Annotated in this window: 15 protein-coding genes and 1 tRNA gene; 4 read left to right on the top strand and 12 right to left on the bottom strand. The window is 57.1% G+C overall.

Annotated features, from left to right (window positions below):
- Positions 1-181: 181 nt before the first annotated feature.
- Together ACN0VH_RS14700 and ACN0VH_RS14695 are read right to left on the bottom strand one after the other, a co-directional pair.
- The gene (locus ACN0VH_RS14700) at positions 182-826 is read right to left on the bottom strand and encodes a response regulator transcription factor (RefSeq protein ID WP_278924272.1); all 645 of its coding nucleotides are present in this window, start codon (positions 824-826) and stop codon (positions 182-184) included.
- A gap of 72 nt (positions 827-898) precedes the next feature.
- Complete coding sequence (locus ACN0VH_RS14695) at positions 899-2,335, bottom strand: cache domain-containing protein (RefSeq protein WP_278924271.1); 1,437 nt, start codon at positions 2,333-2,335, stop codon at positions 899-901.
- A 249-nt stretch (positions 2,336-2,584) separates the two neighbouring features.
- On the opposite strand from ACN0VH_RS14695, the gene ACN0VH_RS14690 reads away from it, so the two are divergent.
- The 3 genes from ACN0VH_RS14690 (at position 2,585) to ACN0VH_RS14680 (ending at position 7,120) form a co-directional block, all read left to right on the top strand.
- Positions 2,585-3,667, top strand: a complete 1,083-nt coding sequence (locus ACN0VH_RS14690; protein ID WP_278924270.1) for a TRAP transporter substrate-binding protein — start codon at positions 2,585-2,587, stop codon at positions 3,665-3,667.
- 154 nt (positions 3,668-3,821) lie between these two features.
- The gene (locus ACN0VH_RS14685; protein ID WP_278924269.1) at positions 3,822-4,748 is read left to right on the top strand and encodes a TRAP transporter small permease subunit; all 927 of its coding nucleotides are present in this window, start codon (positions 3,822-3,824) and stop codon (positions 4,746-4,748) included.
- Positions 4,749-4,765: 17 nt separating this feature from the next.
- Entirely contained in the window at positions 4,766-7,120 is a 2,355-nt protein-coding gene (locus tag ACN0VH_RS14680) for a TRAP transporter large permease (RefSeq protein ID WP_278924268.1), read from the top strand.
- A gap of 200 nt (positions 7,121-7,320) precedes the next feature.
- Here the strand turns inward: ACN0VH_RS14680 and ACN0VH_RS14675 are convergent, their stop codons facing one another.
- The 10 genes from ACN0VH_RS14675 to ACN0VH_RS14630 all read right to left on the bottom strand — a co-directional run bounded on the left by ACN0VH_RS14675 (position 7,321) and on the right by ACN0VH_RS14630 (position 15,531).
- On the bottom strand, positions 7,321-8,145 hold the full coding sequence (locus tag ACN0VH_RS14675; protein ID WP_278924267.1) for an arginyltransferase: 825 nt from the start codon (positions 8,143-8,145) through the stop codon (positions 7,321-7,323).
- A gap of 175 nt (positions 8,146-8,320) precedes the next feature.
- On the bottom strand, positions 8,321-8,752 hold the full coding sequence (locus ACN0VH_RS14670) for an RDD family protein (RefSeq protein WP_278924266.1): 432 nt from the start codon (positions 8,750-8,752) through the stop codon (positions 8,321-8,323).
- A gap of 92 nt (positions 8,753-8,844) precedes the next feature.
- Positions 8,845-9,306 (bottom strand): DUF2852 domain-containing protein, encoded by a 462-nt coding sequence (locus ACN0VH_RS14665; protein ID WP_417701008.1) that lies wholly within the window; start codon positions 9,304-9,306, stop codon positions 8,845-8,847.
- A 915-nt stretch (positions 9,307-10,221) separates the two neighbouring features.
- Positions 10,222-11,160 (bottom strand): DUF4435 domain-containing protein, encoded by a 939-nt coding sequence (locus tag ACN0VH_RS14660; protein WP_417701007.1) that lies wholly within the window; start codon positions 11,158-11,160, stop codon positions 10,222-10,224.
- Positions 11,150-12,472 (bottom strand): AAA family ATPase, encoded by a 1,323-nt coding sequence (locus ACN0VH_RS14655; RefSeq protein WP_417701006.1) that lies wholly within the window; start codon positions 12,470-12,472, stop codon positions 11,150-11,152. Before ACN0VH_RS14655 ends, ACN0VH_RS14660 begins: the two co-directional genes overlap by 11 nt.
- Before the next feature lie 374 nt (positions 12,473-12,846).
- Positions 12,847-13,404, bottom strand: coding sequence for a formyltransferase family protein (locus ACN0VH_RS14650; RefSeq protein ID WP_417701005.1), 558 nt, complete (start codon positions 13,402-13,404; stop codon positions 12,847-12,849).
- Entirely contained in the window at positions 13,391-14,467 is a 1,077-nt protein-coding gene (locus tag ACN0VH_RS14645) for an ABC transporter ATP-binding protein (RefSeq protein WP_417701004.1), read from the bottom strand. The genes ACN0VH_RS14650 and ACN0VH_RS14645 overlap by 14 nt, the downstream gene beginning before the upstream one ends.
- Positions 14,464-14,646: a hypothetical protein gene (locus ACN0VH_RS14640; RefSeq protein WP_417701027.1), complete on the bottom strand. Its 183-nt coding sequence runs from the start codon at positions 14,644-14,646 to the stop codon at positions 14,464-14,466. The genes ACN0VH_RS14645 and ACN0VH_RS14640 overlap by 4 nt, the downstream gene beginning before the upstream one ends.
- The gene (locus ACN0VH_RS14635; protein ID WP_417701003.1) at positions 14,570-14,827 is read right to left on the bottom strand and encodes a Com family DNA-binding transcriptional regulator; all 258 of its coding nucleotides are present in this window, start codon (positions 14,825-14,827) and stop codon (positions 14,570-14,572) included. The genes ACN0VH_RS14640 and ACN0VH_RS14635 overlap by 77 nt, the downstream gene beginning before the upstream one ends.
- Before the next feature lie 203 nt (positions 14,828-15,030).
- A complete protein-coding gene (locus ACN0VH_RS14630; protein WP_417701002.1) occupies positions 15,031-15,531 on the bottom strand; it encodes a hypothetical protein in 501 nt (166 codons plus the stop codon).
- Between the two features lie 337 nt (positions 15,532-15,868).
- Here ACN0VH_RS14630 and ACN0VH_RS14625 point away from each other — a divergent pair.
- Positions 15,869-15,942 (top strand) — tRNA-Gly (locus ACN0VH_RS14625).
- Positions 15,943-16,074 lie beyond the last annotated feature (132 nt).

The raw sequence follows: 16,074 nt of genomic DNA, 5'->3' as shown, positions 1-16,074 counted from the left end.
GCTCTCCCTGTGTGCTACTGTACTACGTTGCAGCGGACATTATGTCTGCTGGAACGGGGCGTCAACAGGCAAAGACACTGAAAAAGAGTTGATTTGGGACATTTTCTTGCGTGCTGAAGGTTTTTTTTGTAATTAGTGGAAAAATGTGCGGGCCATTTCGGCTGAAAACACCTGCGCCGGATTAAAACTCGTGCCCGGTGCCCTGCAAAACACCGTGTTCCAGAGCATAGCGGGTCAGGCCTGCGGTCGAGGAAATGCCCAGTTTGCGCTTGATGTTCTTGCGATGGGTTTCGACCGTGCGTACCGAGATATCCAGGGTTAGCGCGACCGCCTTGTTGGATTTTCCCTGCGCCAATTCAAGCAGAATGGTCTGTTCGCGCCCGGTCAGGGCCTCGCGTGTCTCGCCATCTTTGGGTTTGAGCGAGCCTTCCGCTCCGGTACAGAGATAACGCTCTCCGCGCACCACCGCATCAATCGCCTGCTTGATTTCTTCGGTGGGTACATCCTTCAGGATATAGCCCATGGCGCCATGGCTCAGCGCGGTTGAGATATATTCGGGGCTGTCATGCATCGACAGGATCACGATCCGGGTTTCGGGCAGGCGCTCCAGGATCAGCTCGGTGGCGCTCAGCCCGCTAAGGCGCGGCATGTTGAGATCCATCAGGATAACATGCGGTGCCAGGGCGGCGGCCTGTTCCACTGCTTCGACCCCATCCACAAGGCAGGCCAGCACCTCGATGTCGTCATAGCTCTCGAGAATGGACTGGATGCCTTCGGCCACCATGGGGTGGTCATCGACGATCAAAACGCGCGTTACATCAGTCATGTCTTTTCCTTTGGCCTTTCTCTGGCCGCTGGTAGCGGTATCGCCAGTCGCCGACCCCCGGGGCTGGTGACGTCAGGATGATTTGACCCGCGGCTCATCGCTTAGGCTTTCCCCCGGTGCCAGCAGGTGGCTCAGGGGCAGGATGGCTTCGATCATTGTGCCGCTCTGGGTGCCACGTGATGACAGAATGCGTAAGGTGCCGTCAAGTTGCTCTATGCGTTCCTGCATATTGCGCAGGCCAATGCCCGCCCCGGTGCGGTCCTGTTCGGGGGGCAGGCCGGTGCCATTGTCAGAAATCCGCAGCGTCGCCCCCTTGGCGTGGCCGCGCAGATCCATCGACATCTCTGTGGCGTCTGCATGGCGTTCGATATTCATCAGCGCCTCTTGGGCAATCCGGTAGAGCGCGATCTTGGCTTCGGCATCCAGCCGGTTGCGAAATACCACTGTGCTGAAGTTGGAGGCAATACCGGTGCGCTGGGCAAAATCATCCGTCAGCGCCTGTAGCGCTGGCCCCAGCCCCAAATCATCCAACACCCCGGGCCGGAGATCACGGCTGATCCGGCGCACTTCGGTGATGGCGGTGGCGAGGTTTTCGATCCCTTTGTCCAGGGGCGGGAGCGCGCGCTGCAGTTCGCCACGCTTGAGCTGCCGACTGGCCGTGTCGAGGGTATAGCGCACGCCGACCAGGATCTGGCTGATACCATCGTGCAATTCGCGCGCCACCCGGCTGCGCTCTTCCTCCTGGGTGTCAAAAACCCGCTGGGTCAGCTCTTTCAGTTTGACATCGGCAAGGCGGCGTTCGCGGATGTTCAGCACCATGCCCGAGGCAAAGACAACGACCAGCGCTGCCAGCGCAATTGCCCCGGTATAGTAGAACGTGCGCTGCACCCGCGATTCCACCTCGGCACGGGCAGTTGCAACCGTGGCCAGCACATCGTCGATAAAGACGCCAGTGCCGACGGCCCATTGCCAGTCTTGCAGGCCGACAACATAGGCGATCATGCGCGCCTCTTCTCCGGTCGAAGGTTTTTGCCACATGAAGCTATGCCAGCCCGCCCCCTGTCGGGCCAGACGGATGAATTCATCTACCACCGGGGTGCCTTGGCTGTCCTTCAGGCCGGTCCAGTTGCGGGTTATGAACTCTGTCTGACGCGGGCTGACAAGATTGGTGCCGTCGTAATCATAGACAAAGAAAAAACCATCGGCGCCATAGATCATAGAAGACAGGATCTGCGTCACCTGTTGCTTGGCCTCTTCGTCGTCGGGCGCGGCGCGGCCATAGATAAAGGAAAACCCGTTGCGCGCCTGGGTCACATAGTTACGCAGCTCGGCCTTTTTGGCCGCCAAGAGCTGCTGTTGCAGGGCCTGAATTTCGCGCTCGGCAGAGCTGCGCGACTCAAACGCGATCAGCAGGGCAATCGCCGCCACCGCAACCACAAGCGGCAGCGTCGCCAGAATTGAGAGCTTCTGTGCGTAGTTTGGTCGAAAAATCATGCGAAAATTAGCCATGCGCCGAATCGTTACGCAATCTCGCAACCGAATCAAAGACCTGGCATTGGCATTTTGCCATGTCGGGTCGTGAAATCGCGACGGATTCGCAAAAATTGGCGGTCCAGCATTCAGGAATGGCCAGTTTTTGCGTCGCCTACGCAGTACTAGGTATTCACAAGCGCCATTCCGCCGCTAGGCTGACGCCACTCGAATAGATCCGTTCGGCCAAAGCCGGACATAGGGACTACTTATGGGAGGAGCACTATTATGGATCGTCGTTCTTTTTTGAAAACCTCTGCGCTGGGCGGGACCGCCGCAGCTGCAACCACTCTGGCCGCACCGGCCTATGCACAGGGTAAGCGCACCCTGACCATGGTCACCACCTGGGGCCGCGGTCTGGCAGGCGTGTTTGACGCCGCGCAGCGCGTTGCCGACAATGTCACCGCCATGTCCGATGGTCAGCTGACCGTTGACATCAAAGCAGCCGGTGAACTGGTTGGCGCGTTTGAAGTGTTTGACGCGGTGTCTTCCGGTCAGGCCGATATGTATCACGGCGCCGACTACTACTTTGTTGGTCAGCACCCAGGCTATGCCTTCTTTACCGCTGTGCCCTTCGGCATGACAGCAACCGAGCTGGCCAACTGGTACTACCAGGACGGCGGCATGGAGCTGCACGACGAGCTGGGCCAGATCTTTGGTCTGAAATCCTTCCTCGGCGGCAACACCGGCGCCCAGGCTGGCGGCTGGTACTCGAAAGAGATCAACAGCCCCGAAGATTTCAACGGTCTGAAGTTCCGTATGCCTGGCCTCGGCGGCAAAGCCCTGGGTAAACTGGGTGCCTCGGTTCAGAACATCCCTGGTTCCGAAGTGTATCAGGCACTGTCTTCCGGTGCCATCGACGGCACCGAGTGGATCGGCCCCTGGGCGGATGAAAAAGCCGGTTTCCAGGAAATCACCAAGACCTATTACACCGCCGGCTTCCACGAGCCAGGTGCCGGTCTGTCGGTTGCGACCAATCGTGACGTCTTTGAAAGCCTGTCGCCTGCGCATCAGAAGATCATCGAAATCGCCTCTGGTGAATGCCACCAGTGGAACCTGACACAGTTCCTGGCCAACAACGGTGCTGCGCTGCAGCGTCTGCAGGCTGGTGGCGTCAAGGTCATGGAATTCCCTGACTCCGTCTGGGATGCTTTCGGTGCGGCTTCGAAAGCAGTCATGGACGAAAACATGGGCGACGACCTGTTCAAGAAGATCCACGACAGCGCGATGAAGTCGATGAAGTCTTCTTCCGCTTGGCAGAACCTGTCGTCCGGTGTGTACACCGCACAGCGCGACCGCGTTCTGGGCTAATCGCCCCTGACGCATCTTTTGGACCCCCCGCCGGGCGCGGGGGGTCCCTTTTTCATTTTTGCCGCAGGCCAGAAGGCAGGGGTCATTCCCATAGGATGCTCATGCTGAGCAAACCGCGCCTCCAACCCGCCGCATGCAATCATCCGAGGGAACAATGCAGGACGACACAGGCATTTCCTTTTTCGGCGCTCTGTTCAACGGCCTGATCTGGCTGGTCCAGAACATCGCCGGCGCCTTTTATAATTTCGGCTACGCCGTAACCCACCCGCAGCTCTGGCTTGATTGGTCTGACAAGGCCTCGATCATGCGCTTTGTTTACTATGGCGGCTCGGTCGAGTTCTTTTTTGTGGTCTTCACCCTGTTTCTGATCCTGACGGCTATTGGCATCTATCGACGCCAGTTCATGTGGGGCATGGTTCGGGTGCTGGAAGGCTTTGCCAACGGCATCGGGCGGTTCTTTGCCTGGGCGGGTCTGATCATGGTGATCCAGCAGATCATCATCGTCTTTATGCAGCGGATCTTTGCGCGCCCAGAGATGAGCTTTGGTCTTGGCATTGCGGTTGAAAAAGACATCAGCTGGTTTGCCGAAGAACTGAAGCTCTACAATGCCTTGGTGGTCTGCCTTTGTGTGACCTACACCTTTGTGCAGGGCGGGCATGTGCGGGTGGATCTGATCTATTCCGGCATCAGTTTCCGCGCCAAGAAGGTGGTCGACATGGTTGGCTCGCTGATCTTCATGATGCCTGCGGCCGTGCTGACCTGGATGTATGGCTGGTACTTCCTGTGGCGCCATCTCATCGTGCCGAAGCCTTCGGCCTCTGACAGCCTGGAACGCCTGGTGATGAAGGCGCGCGCGCTGCGCTGGAACGTTGAAACCATCGGCTTTAGCCCGAATGGCTTTAACGGTTACTTTCTCTTCAAGATCTTGCTGGTGACATTCGCTGGCATCGTCTTTGTACATGCTGCTGCCTTCTTCTATCGCTCCCTGTTGGAGTTCATCGAAGGACAGGGCAGTGAAAATAAATACCTCGACAAGGATACCCTTGGAGAGGGCGAAGAAGCCTATGAAGGCGCTCATTAACCTAAGGGACAGCTGATATGCTTTTCGGTCTTGATGGCGTCGAACTCGGCCTGCTCATCGTATTCCTATGCCTTTTCGGAGGCATCCTTTCCGGCTTCCCGGTGGCCTTTGCCATCGGCGGTGCTGGTATCATCTCCTTCGGGATCATCGCGGCGCTCGACAGCGCCGGGCTGCTGATCCACCAAGCCATTGATACATCGTCTGCGGTGTATCAGGATCTGGTGAACAGCGGGGTGAAACCCGATGTCATTTCGGTCTTCCGCTATCCAGAGCTCCCACGCATTGCAGAACCTGTTTTTGCGCAGGGCTGGGAATATGCGATGGACCGCAACGTTTCCTTCATCGTGAACCGGATGAACGAACGGGTTCTGGCGGGGGCCTCCATTGAAACCCTGCTGGCGGTTTTGATGTTCGTTCTGATGGGGATCACCCTGGAACGGTCAAAAATCGCCAATGACCTGTTGACCACAATGGCGCGGGTCTTTGGCCCACTGCCTGGTGGTCTGGCGGTTTCCATTGTTGTGGTTGGGGCCTTCCTTGCCGCGTCTACCGGGATTGTTGGGGCAACTGTGGTGACCATGGGCCTGCTGGCTCTGCCCACCATGCTGCGCAACAACTACTCGCCGGAACTGGCTACCGGGGTCATCGCGGCCTCTGGCACATTGGGGCAGATCATTCCGCCATCAATCGTCATCGTTCTCTTGGGCACCCTGGCGGGGGATCTCTACTCGACCGCGCAGGAAAGCCGTGCGATGGATGTCGGCTGTTCCGACGCCCTGACCTATCTGGGTGAACCTGCCGTGGTTTCGGTGGGGACATTGTTCCAGGCGGCGCTGCTGCCGGGGATCATGCTGGCGCTGCTCTATGCGCTCTATGCCTTTGGCTATGCGATGCTGAACCCGGAAAAGGCCCCGGCTGTGGCGCTGGAAGCCAGCTCGAACGAGCCGGTCACCCGCAATGAGGCCCTGTTGTGGTTCCTCGGCGCACCTGCTGCCATCATCGGTGGTGCCATGCTTCTCGGCTCTTTCGGGGTGATCGGGTCGCAGAATATCACGGTTTCGGCCTTTTCCGATGCGGGGCAGACCGCGTCGCTGCGGACCAATGTGGGGCCTGACTGTCAGGCCGCCATGATCGATCTGCACGGCCAAGAGGCCTGGGATGCAGCGGTTGCGGAACAGGTGGCGATCGACGCCTCTGGTGGGGTTGCCCAGGCAACCAAGCTGACAGAGGAAGAGTTCGCCCAGGCCCAGGTCGACAAGATTGCAAATGCCGCGCCAATTGGCACTGGGATTACCATTCTTGTGGTCATGCTGGGGCTTGTGCTGGCGATCGGTCGCGGTGTGGCGCCGTCAAGGGATGTCAAACCACTGATCCTGGGGGCGATTGGCCTGCTGCTGGTTCTGTTGGTTGATGTGCTTTTGGTGGCACCAACGACGACACCAGGTGTGACGGTTCTGCTGATGGCCTTGCCGTTCCTGCTGGCGCTTTATGGCGCCCGTGAAGCAGCGGCGCGATGTGCCCGCAATGACCTGATCCGGGTGGTTTTCCCACCGCTGGTTCTGATTGTTGCGGTGCTGGGGTCTATCCTGGGTGGCATTACCAACCCGACGCCGGCAGCGGCGCTTGGGGCCGGTGGGGCGATCATGCTGGCGGCCTATCGTCGCCTGCAGGATGAGGGGCGTTCCGGCAAGATCATCATCTGGGCGACCTTTGCGGTGATGATTGCAATCCTGATCGGGGTGAACTTTGATCTGCGGATCAATCAGGAAAATGTCAGCTTTGAAAGCTGGATTGCCTTCTTCTTTGCTTATGGTGCCTATCTTTATGCGCTCTTTGGTCTGCTTTATGGCTGCTGGGTGTTGTTCAAAGGTGGCGTGCTGACCCCAGTGGTGCGGGAAACTGCCAAGGTGACCTCCATGGTCTTCACCATTCTGATCGGCTCTCAGCTGCTCAACCTGGTGGTGATTTCATTTGGTGGTGAACACTATATCCAGCAGTTCCTGAAGAGCTTTGACAACGAGCTGACGGTCTTCCTGATCGTTATGCTGGTGCTGTTCTTCCTTGGGTTCGTGCTCGACTTCCTTGAGATCATCTACATCGTGATCCCAATTGTCGGGCCGGTAATCTATGGCGGGTCTTTTGACCCCAAATGGGTGACGATCATGGTAGCGGTGAACCTGCAGACCTCCTTCCTGACCCCACCCTTTGGCTTTGCGCTGTTCTATCTGCGCGGGGTGGCACCCAAAGAGGTGACGACGGGGCATATCTATCGCGGGGTTCTGCCCTTCGTGCTGATCCAGGTGGCGGGTCTGGCGATCCTGTGGTTCTTCCCTTCGATCGTGACCATCGTGCCGGCTTTGATCCCGAACTAACCTGTCGGCATGTGTGACATGACCCAAAAGGGCCCCGAAAGGGGCCCTTTTTCTATGCCGACGGAGACCCGCCCTAGGTTCGCGCCGCATACCGCACTACTGAGCGGTACAGGCACCCCAGCGCCGCCCGAGCGGACGCAGCCAGCCAACATTAGGTCTAGGGGGGAGGATATAGCAGGCCAGCCGCCAGGCGAGGCGGGTTAGCGACTGCGGTGCAGCGGGGATTGCGGCAACTGGATATTGGCCACCTGTTCGGCAATGGGATCTGCCGACAGCGGATGGGTGCTTTCGGTAAAATCAGTAGGATCCTGCATCTGTTTCCAGCTGCCTTGATGATAGATCTCAAGGCCTGAAAATTTTTCCTTATAGGCCATCTTGCTGCTGCCCGGCACCCAGTAGCCAAGATAGACATAGGGCAGGCCACTTTCCTGCGCGATCCTGATATGATCAAGGATCATATAGGTGCCAATCGAATTCTGCGGCTGATCCGGGTTGTAAAAGGAATAGACCATGCTCAGCCCATCTTCGAGCACATCCGTCAAAGACACCGCAACAAGTTCGCTGAACTGCGGTTCGCTATATTCTATGACGCGGGTGCGGATTGGCGTTTCCTCAATCATCGCGGCGTATTCAAAGACATCCATATCCGCCATGCCGCCATCGGAATGGCGGCTGTCCAGATAGCGGCGAAACAGGCTGTACTGGTCCTCTGTCGCCCAGGGCGAGGTGGCGCGCCGCTGCAGGTTGGCGTTGCGTTTCAAAACGCGCTTTTGGCTGCGGGTCATGGTAAAGGCGCTGGTATCGATCCGCGCTGACATACAGGCTGAACACTCGGAACAGGAGGGCCGATAAAGCACATTCTGCGAGCGGCGAAACCCCTGTTGTGACAGGCTGTTGTTCAATTGCTCGGCGCCATCCCCCTGCAACGACGTGAACAGCTTCCGCTCCATCCGGTTTTCCAGATAGGGGCAGGGCTGCGGCGCAGTAACATAGAACTGAGGAGCAATTGGAAGTGTATGGCGCATCTGGGCCTTGTTGTGCAGAGGGTTTTCTTGATCATAAGAGGCCCGTACAGGATATCAATGGCCCAGCCCTGTGCAAGCCTGCATTGAGACAAGGTTAAGGCCGGGCCGCTGCCGCGTTATCCCAGGCGGTCAAATCAGGCGCCCGCGGCTCCTTTTGTCAGGCCTCTGCCCGCGCTCAGGCGCGGCGGTTGATCATGACAGTCCCCAGGAGAGAATCGCTCAGCCCCTGGCCGCGCGCGGTGGTCAGCATCATTATCACCGAAATCACCTGCAAGACCGGAATGGCCAGCGACAGGGAATAGCCGGTTGTATGCAGCGTTGCTTGCCCGGCATCCAGACGCCGCCCGTTCAGGGCGCGCAGTTCGATCCCGGCAAAGCGCATCCCTAGGGTGGCAGAGCCATTGGCGATGGTCACGGCGCGGTAAACAAAGCCGATAACCAGATAAAGCAGCGGCCAGATGAACAGGCCGACAAAGGCCGTCAAGAGGACGGTAATAAGGCAAAGCCCGAAAATAAGGATACTGTCGATGACCCAGGCGACCAATCGTTTGGGGGCAACAGAAGCATAGAATTCAGCCTGGTAATCGGGATCGGGCAGGGCGGTCATGAGCGGTCTTTCAAGGTTGTTTCAGGGTAGGGATTGACCCGCGCACCGCCCCTTTGGGCCTTGGTGCGCAGATCGAGAGCCAGCGGTCGGCCCTAGTGGGCCTTGGCGGCGTGATCGTTTTCGTCGTTCTCACCGGTCTCGGGGGCAGTTTCGGGCATTTCGCTGCGTTCGTCCATGAACTGGTCGAATTCAGCCTTGTCCTTGGCATCACGCAAGCGCTGCATAAAGCTCTCAAAGTCATGCTGCTCCTGCTCCAGCCGACGCAGCGTGTCTTCCTTGTAGGCATCAAAGGCCGAGTTGCCAGAGGGTTTCATTGCCGACATTCCATGGCTGGCCCAGGCTTTGCGGCTACGGCTACGGCAGGATTTGTTGAACATACGTTTGCTCCAGATCATGTAGAAAAGCAGGGCAAGGCCGATTGGCCAGAAAAAGACAAAGCCAAGCACCATGGCGGCAATCCAGGCACCTTTGCCTTTTTGGTCCAACCAGGCCTCGCTACGAGTGAACCACCCCTGCTGGCTGTGGGGCGGGGTGGGGGAGGTAATAGCTGTCATGTTCCGTCTCCAGGTTATGCGGTCTTGCGACCGGGCTTGTCGTGTTTGGCACGATGTAAATGCCTTTCACATTACTGCATATCGGATCTGGGTGGACTGGCTTCAAGGGGCTATGTAAATCTTTTTTACATAATGTGAGTAAGGTTCTGATTTAATTCATTATATGTTTGTAGCGGGACACGGATTTCTGCAGCTTCGGACATAGATATTTGCAGCAAATGATTTTTGGCAGCAGATAGCCTCGCGCGCCCCGCTAGCGCATTGATTTGAAGCTTTGCAAGGCCGTTTCAAATGGGTGTAGCGGGACACGGATTTTTTCAACTTTGGACATAGATATCTGCAGCAAACGATTTTGAGCAGCAGATAGCCCCGCGCGCCCCGCTAGCGCACTGACTTGAGGCTTTGCAAGGCCGTTTCAAATGGGGCGTTAAAGGCAGTTTGAAACGGCCCATTTGAAACGGACCTGGATGTGATGGTAATCCGACCTGAGGTGCCCTCCTAGGCGGCCTAGAGCAGGGCTGTGCTCCATACCTATGGCCGGTGTCAGCCCAAAGCAGTCCTCTCTCTGGTGAACTGACACCAGCATTGAGAATACGAGACGGGCGAAAACCGGTCATTCTCGCGTTCGGCTGCGAATGACCATGATTCTCAGAAGAGTCGACACTCGCCCCTTGAGCTCCAGCCTCGGCATTACGTAGGAACACGGCAGTAGGCAGCAGCGTCCAAGGCGCCAATAAGCGCAGGAAAGCAGGCTCCCGCTGGCATTCGGCTAGACTTACCTCTGTACACTGTTGGCAACCCTGCTCCGATATGGTTTGCGGTACTCAAATTCTGAGGACCGCAAACCATTCGCGTAACGAGTCACACTCTTGTTAGATGGCCTCGAGTTGCGTCTGAAACAGCCCCCAAGGACTGCTAAGCTACGCCCGAATTGAGCTGCTCCTGCAACTCCTGAATTAAGTACTCGAATTCGGCTAGGGGCAACTGTCCCAGAATTGCATTCTTCAATGAATTCTCAGTCACCCCCGGCTTCGTTCTATAGCAACACTTTTCATTCAAGCCGGCATCACAGTAATCACAATGAGGGACGCCCGTAGTGCCGCATCCGCCAGGCAATTCCCTTATAAATTGCCTAAGCTCGTTACAGAAACCATCTAAAAGAACCTTTCCCTTTACGAACCGTTTCAAACTAGAGATGGAGGCACTGAGACCATACGGCTCAGCAAAATCAACTAGTGCCTGCCGCTTGGCTTCCAGGCTATGGACCAGCCCAGCGTCGTTGAGACGCCCAACCCCATCCGAATATCTGAACGCAGATTGGTAGTTATCTTCAACAGCTCCTCGCAACGCTTCAACGCTAGCTAGAAACAGGACATCATTTGCATTGCAAAATTTATCGTATGCTTGCTCCGCAACCTGACTGAGACGATCATCTTGTGGCGCATAAGTCGAGTCAGCCAGGCATCTAGTTATAACCGACCTACAAGCGAAATGGCTCTCCATGGAGTAATGCTTGAGGACAACTACATTTCCGTTTTGAGGCATTTCCCCTCTGAAATCACGAACATCTTTATCTATAATCCCAAGAATATTTTTTGGGACATAAGGCCTCAGGTCGTCCTCCTCTTCTAGTTCAGCGAAAAGACGTACAACCTCAGAGCACCCCTCTCCAAAGTTTGCAATAAGTTCAACAGGCTTGAGTACGACATCTCGATCAAGCCTGGAAACAATCCTTTGATAAACTTGAATATCCGTGATGCCCTCTAAGATAATGGCAGCTTGTCCGGACATGATTGCGTCGTTCACAATTTCGGACTTCGTCGGCAATTCGTAGCCGCCATTTTCAACGGTCAACGAGGCTTCCCCCGACTTCAAGTTTGCAGAGTGTGTTTGGGTTTTGACTGATTGCAGGGGAATGCGACGCCGCAATAATTTGGCAGTCTGGAAGAATGCCTTGAAGCAATCCAAGAACTTCGCGCTGCCATTTCAGGTTGAGTGATATTTCCGGCTCATCTATGAAGATAAAGTCACGCCCTCTCCCAGCCGTTGAAATCAGCGTCAGGAACGTAAGAATATGGCGTTCACCACTGGAAAGCTCGCCCAACCCGTGGCGCTCTTCATCAATCTCAATATAGGCACTGCGAGAGCTTTCAACTACAAGCTTCTTTCCAAACTCGAGTTGGTCATTGAAGGCAGACACGATTACGTTGACACCGTCGAGGCTTTCATCCTCAACCTCAAGCTCTCGGATCATATTGCGGAACATGTTAATTAATATCGGATTGTCGTCGGGCGTGACTTGAGCATCATCGGAACAATACAGGTCTAGCGTATTTCGAACCATACTCATGAAGGCATTTTCGTCTGGCCCAGAAAGCGCACTCTCTATTCTGCTCTGGTACTTTTTCAGTGACGCGAGAAATTCAGGTGTTGACTGTTCATCACTTCGGTTGAGCTCAGGGTTCTCGACTAAAGTCGCAATCGTGTCAAACAGAGCGGCCTGAATATTTTTAGTAGTCTTGTAACGCGCTTCTCGATACTGATCCGAGAGGATATCCTCGATATTTTCCATCTTGATAGATTTGAGGTTGAGATGAGCAACGTCGAAATCGATCTCTCTTTGCCTTGAACTGTTTCGGCTCCTTCTTCTCAGAAAATAGGCGAGTTCCGATGATAAATTTCGCATGTCGTCCCGGAACCCCGAATCCCGCGCGATTTCTGAGGGTCTATAATCGTGCGTACCTCTGAAACCCCGTCGAGAATTTTTGCTGTATCTGTAAAGAAAGTCGAAGATAATCTCAGGATTAACGGACAGGTTTTGAGGTGCAATCCCGCGCTCCACACCAATTGAAAGGGACCTTAACTTGTCGAACTCTGGGTACTCTTCAATATGCCACTCATAACCGCTTTCACCGTTAGATTCAGCGTATACGTGATACTCAGACTTTTCGATCTCCCCAACTAGGGTGCAGTCTATTCTTTGAACCTTATTTGCCAAAAGGATTGACTCAGATTGCGAGAAGAATGAACTCATTATTTGAAGCATGGTCGTCTTGCCAACACCATTGGGTCCATACATGACGCTGGTTGGTCCGTCGGCAAAAATCAAATTTGCAGCTCTCTGCTCCGCTTTGAATCCTGATACCTGGAATCTCTTGATTCTCATTTTTCTAAATCTCCTAACGAAGTTTTTTTCGCCGCAACTAAAATTTTGCAAAGGCTCACCTTACGCTGTGCGTGACAATCTCAGCAGTCAAGGTAAATGTCGACGGACTAAGTGGGGACGGCAGCGTTTCTTTTTGGCGTGATGCGGCAAATTCGCTTCAGAGCGCCGTCTCTGGCAGCGTTGGTCTCAAGCTGTCTTTGGCGTGAATGTCGCGGTTAGGCTGCCTGCTGCCCTCCGCTTGATTCTCCCGGCACAGGGGGCCGGTTTGGGTCGCGTGCTTCTTCCATGACTTCTCGCGGTGGCCCTGACTTTGCAAAGTCCGCAATCTGCGCATAGCAGCCAGAACAGGTGTTTAAACACCTGTTCTGGCCCATTTACCCCAGTAGGTCCCGCGCCCCCATCAGCAGTAGATCGGCTCCCAGCGGGGCCAAGGCCCGTTTCCAAAGCTGCAGGGCCGTCTCCCCCGGCAGGATCTGGATGCGCTCCTGGAACCTCCGCCCGCCCGCGACAACCACCGGCCCGCCGTCGACCTGATCGGTGAGCCAGTAGACCGTGCCCCCGGTCATGCGCTGGCTATCGGCCAGGCAATCGCGGATTGCGTGGCGGCCGGGATAGGCGGGCAGCAACGAGGGGTGGTAGCCGATGGCGCCGAGCCGGGCCAAGCGGATGAACCAGCTGGGCAGGATGCGGAAAGAATGGGCCGAGACGATCAGATCGGGGCACCAGGGCAGATCCGCGCCGATAAGGGGCACGCGGCGGTCTTTCACCACGTAGCGCAGGCCAAGGCACTCAGCGGCGGCAATGGGGGCGCGCTCCCCCGGCTCGGTAATCAGGCAGGCCTCAAAGCCCGCTTCGGTGAGGCGCACCAGCACCTCGGCCGCGAGCCAGGAACAGCCAATCACGGCAATGCGGCGGGGGCTACTCTTCGACATATCGAAACCCCTGCACGGCCCGGAAATGCCCGCCAAGCTTGCCGACGATGCCGTTCTTGCGTGTCGCCTTACACCCCAGCGCCGCCGAGGTCTGGTGCCACAGGGGCTGGTTGCGCAGCGCAGCCGCCAGTCCGGGGTGGGAGGTATGGAACAGCGTCGGCAGGGGCTTGTCGTAGCGGTTCACCCCGCGCCGCCACAGCGCCGCCAGTTCATTGAGGAAACGCAGGCCAAGGCCCGCCCCCTGCCATTCCGGCATGATCACCAGACGGCAGGCCCGCGCCTCGACCAGACCGGGGCGCGGGCTGAAGGCGATATGCGCCACAGGCTGGCCATCGACAAAGCCGACATAATAATCGGCCGCCACCATGCGGGGCAGCTTCAGGTAGTGATGCGGCTCAAACAGGGGCCAGTAGGAACCATCGGTCTTGTGAATGTCCATTGTGAGGCTGGGGGCACGTCGAAGACGCCTCCATTTAAACTCGGCCGAGCGGGTGTCGATGACCCAATCCGGCTGCAACCAGGGCACCACATCCTCGTGGCAGGTGACGCCAACAAACTGGCCCGCCCCCCGGCGCCAGCCCTTGGCAAAGGCGGCTGCCCCGATCCGGGCCACCCGGCGGTCGATGGTCGAAGTGAACTCATCCAGGACAGCCAGTTTAGGGCGCTCGCACAGAAGCCGCGCCAGCCCGGCCCTGAACTGTTCGCCATTGGACAGGCAGTGGAAGGGGCGCAGCCAGCTTGGCACGGTGCCAAGCCCCACGGCGGCCAGGGCAGCAGTGACCTGGCCCATCTCCGCCTCGGGCGCAATGGCGTCGATCAGGGCCGCATCCCTAGGCCAGCGCGGTGCCCTATCAAAGCGTTTGCCGAACAGGGCACGGGCGAGAGAGGTCTTGCCGGTTCCAGATGGGCCGACGATCAGGCCGATCTGCCAGGGCCGCGCGGCAAGATCTGCGTCAATGCTCAGACGAAAGTCGGCGTCGCCTTCCACATTGAACATGCTGGACACACGGGCGGCACGGTAGGTTGCAGGGATGGGGGCGGGGTGGTGGATTTCAACCTTCATGTGTTCACCACCTTGCAGCGATGCCCCTGCGCCTTCAGCGCCTCAAAGAGGGCCGCCTGCGCGGGTTCGTCCTCGGCCAGGACAATGATGCCGAACTGCGGTTTATAGCGGTTCCCCTTGGGCTTTCCGGGGGCGCCCTGGGGCAACGGCGGGAGGTCGATTTGTTGAGATTTGGGCATTGTGGCCCTCCTGTCCTTTGCGCTCGGTAGTCTGGCGCTTGGGGGAAGGGCTCGGCGGCCTCAAAACATTATGTGCCTTGCATCTTGGGCACTTGATTGCCAGCAGCCCGGAGAGGGCTTGAGGCTCGAATTTAAATAACAATTTGCGGCACTCGCCGCAACGCTGCTCTTGCAGGAACAAGTGGAATCACCCCATTGAGACCGCACCCTCGCGAGGGGTGGGGCGGCCATGAAGCTTATGCTGGTCGGCGGGGTCAGCTGTTTAATTTTGGCCCCGTGTCGGGGGGCGTTGGCGCGCCCCTCGGCCCCCGGTCATGGCGACCAGGTGCCCCCCTTGTTAGCAATGGACAAAGAGGCGGAAAAACCCGCAAGTTGTTTTGCGCCTTAACCGGCCCCGACGGGTGAATAGCGCACCGGCAGGCCATTATAGGTCAGGCCCTCGATCAGTTCCGGCTTGTCGCTCATGTGGCCAGTGAAGTCCCAAATGGCATCTGTTGCCTGGCCGTAGACAAAGAGGGTGTCTTTCCCAAGAGAGGCGGCCAGCTCCTGCGCTTCGCGGGACAATGTGGCACCGATGCCCTCGCCCCGGCGGCTTTTGTGAACCCAGACCATGATCGGTGTGAAGGCCCTGGCGGCATCAAAGGGGAGGTTTCCCGCTTCGGCCTGCTCTTTCACCCAAGGGTCATTGAGGGACGGAAAGACCATATAGCTACCGATCAGACAGTTGCGCTCGTCCACCGCCAAAACCATCTGCGTGTCCAGATCGACCAGGCCGGGGTAGCGCGCAGCGCGCCCCAGTCCTTCTGCCATCCAATCCTGCATATTCAGAGCGGCAATGGCTTTTTGGCGCATCGCGGCGACGTGTCCCTTGACAAAGGTGGTCATGAATACACCGCCAATCCTGTCTTGAGGGCCTGCATTGCCGACCAAAACCCTGGCCCCAAGAGGGAGGTCAAAATCGCTCATGCCTCGCCCCCCCCCACACAAGCCCCCCCCTGCAAACCTTTTAAAATATACGTCTATCCGCGATCTTCCGGTGCCTTCGGGCCTCTTCCGGCTGCTGCAGATACCGATGTCCAGCTACAGGCTGGATCGGAAAGGGGTGCGCCAAGGCAATCAGCGCAGGGCGCGGGGTAAATTTGCGGTCGTGCTATTCTTCAAAAGAAGACAACTGCGAGGCTTGACCTCCATTTTTCTTTGAAATATCACCTGCACCAAGAGAGCGGGCGTTGTGTAGTGGTAAGACCTTAGCCTTCCAAGCTAATGACGCGGGTTCGATTCCCGCCGCCCGCTCCAGTATCACCGCTGACAACTCCCCCCAAACATTACCCTATGTGACAGACCTGTCTTGTCGTGTTTTTGCTGGACCGTCTGGTTTGGGACTGGGTTGCGACGTTTTAGCCTCAGGCCCTGTCTGAGCCCATATTT

This window comes from Pseudophaeobacter sp., from assembly GCF_048267565.1.
Taxonomy (GTDB): Bacteria; Pseudomonadota; Alphaproteobacteria; order Rhodobacterales; family Rhodobacteraceae; genus Pseudophaeobacter; species Pseudophaeobacter profundi.
The sequence above is the reverse complement of the archived record's forward strand: the minus strand, read 5'-3'. Positions and strand labels throughout refer to the sequence as shown.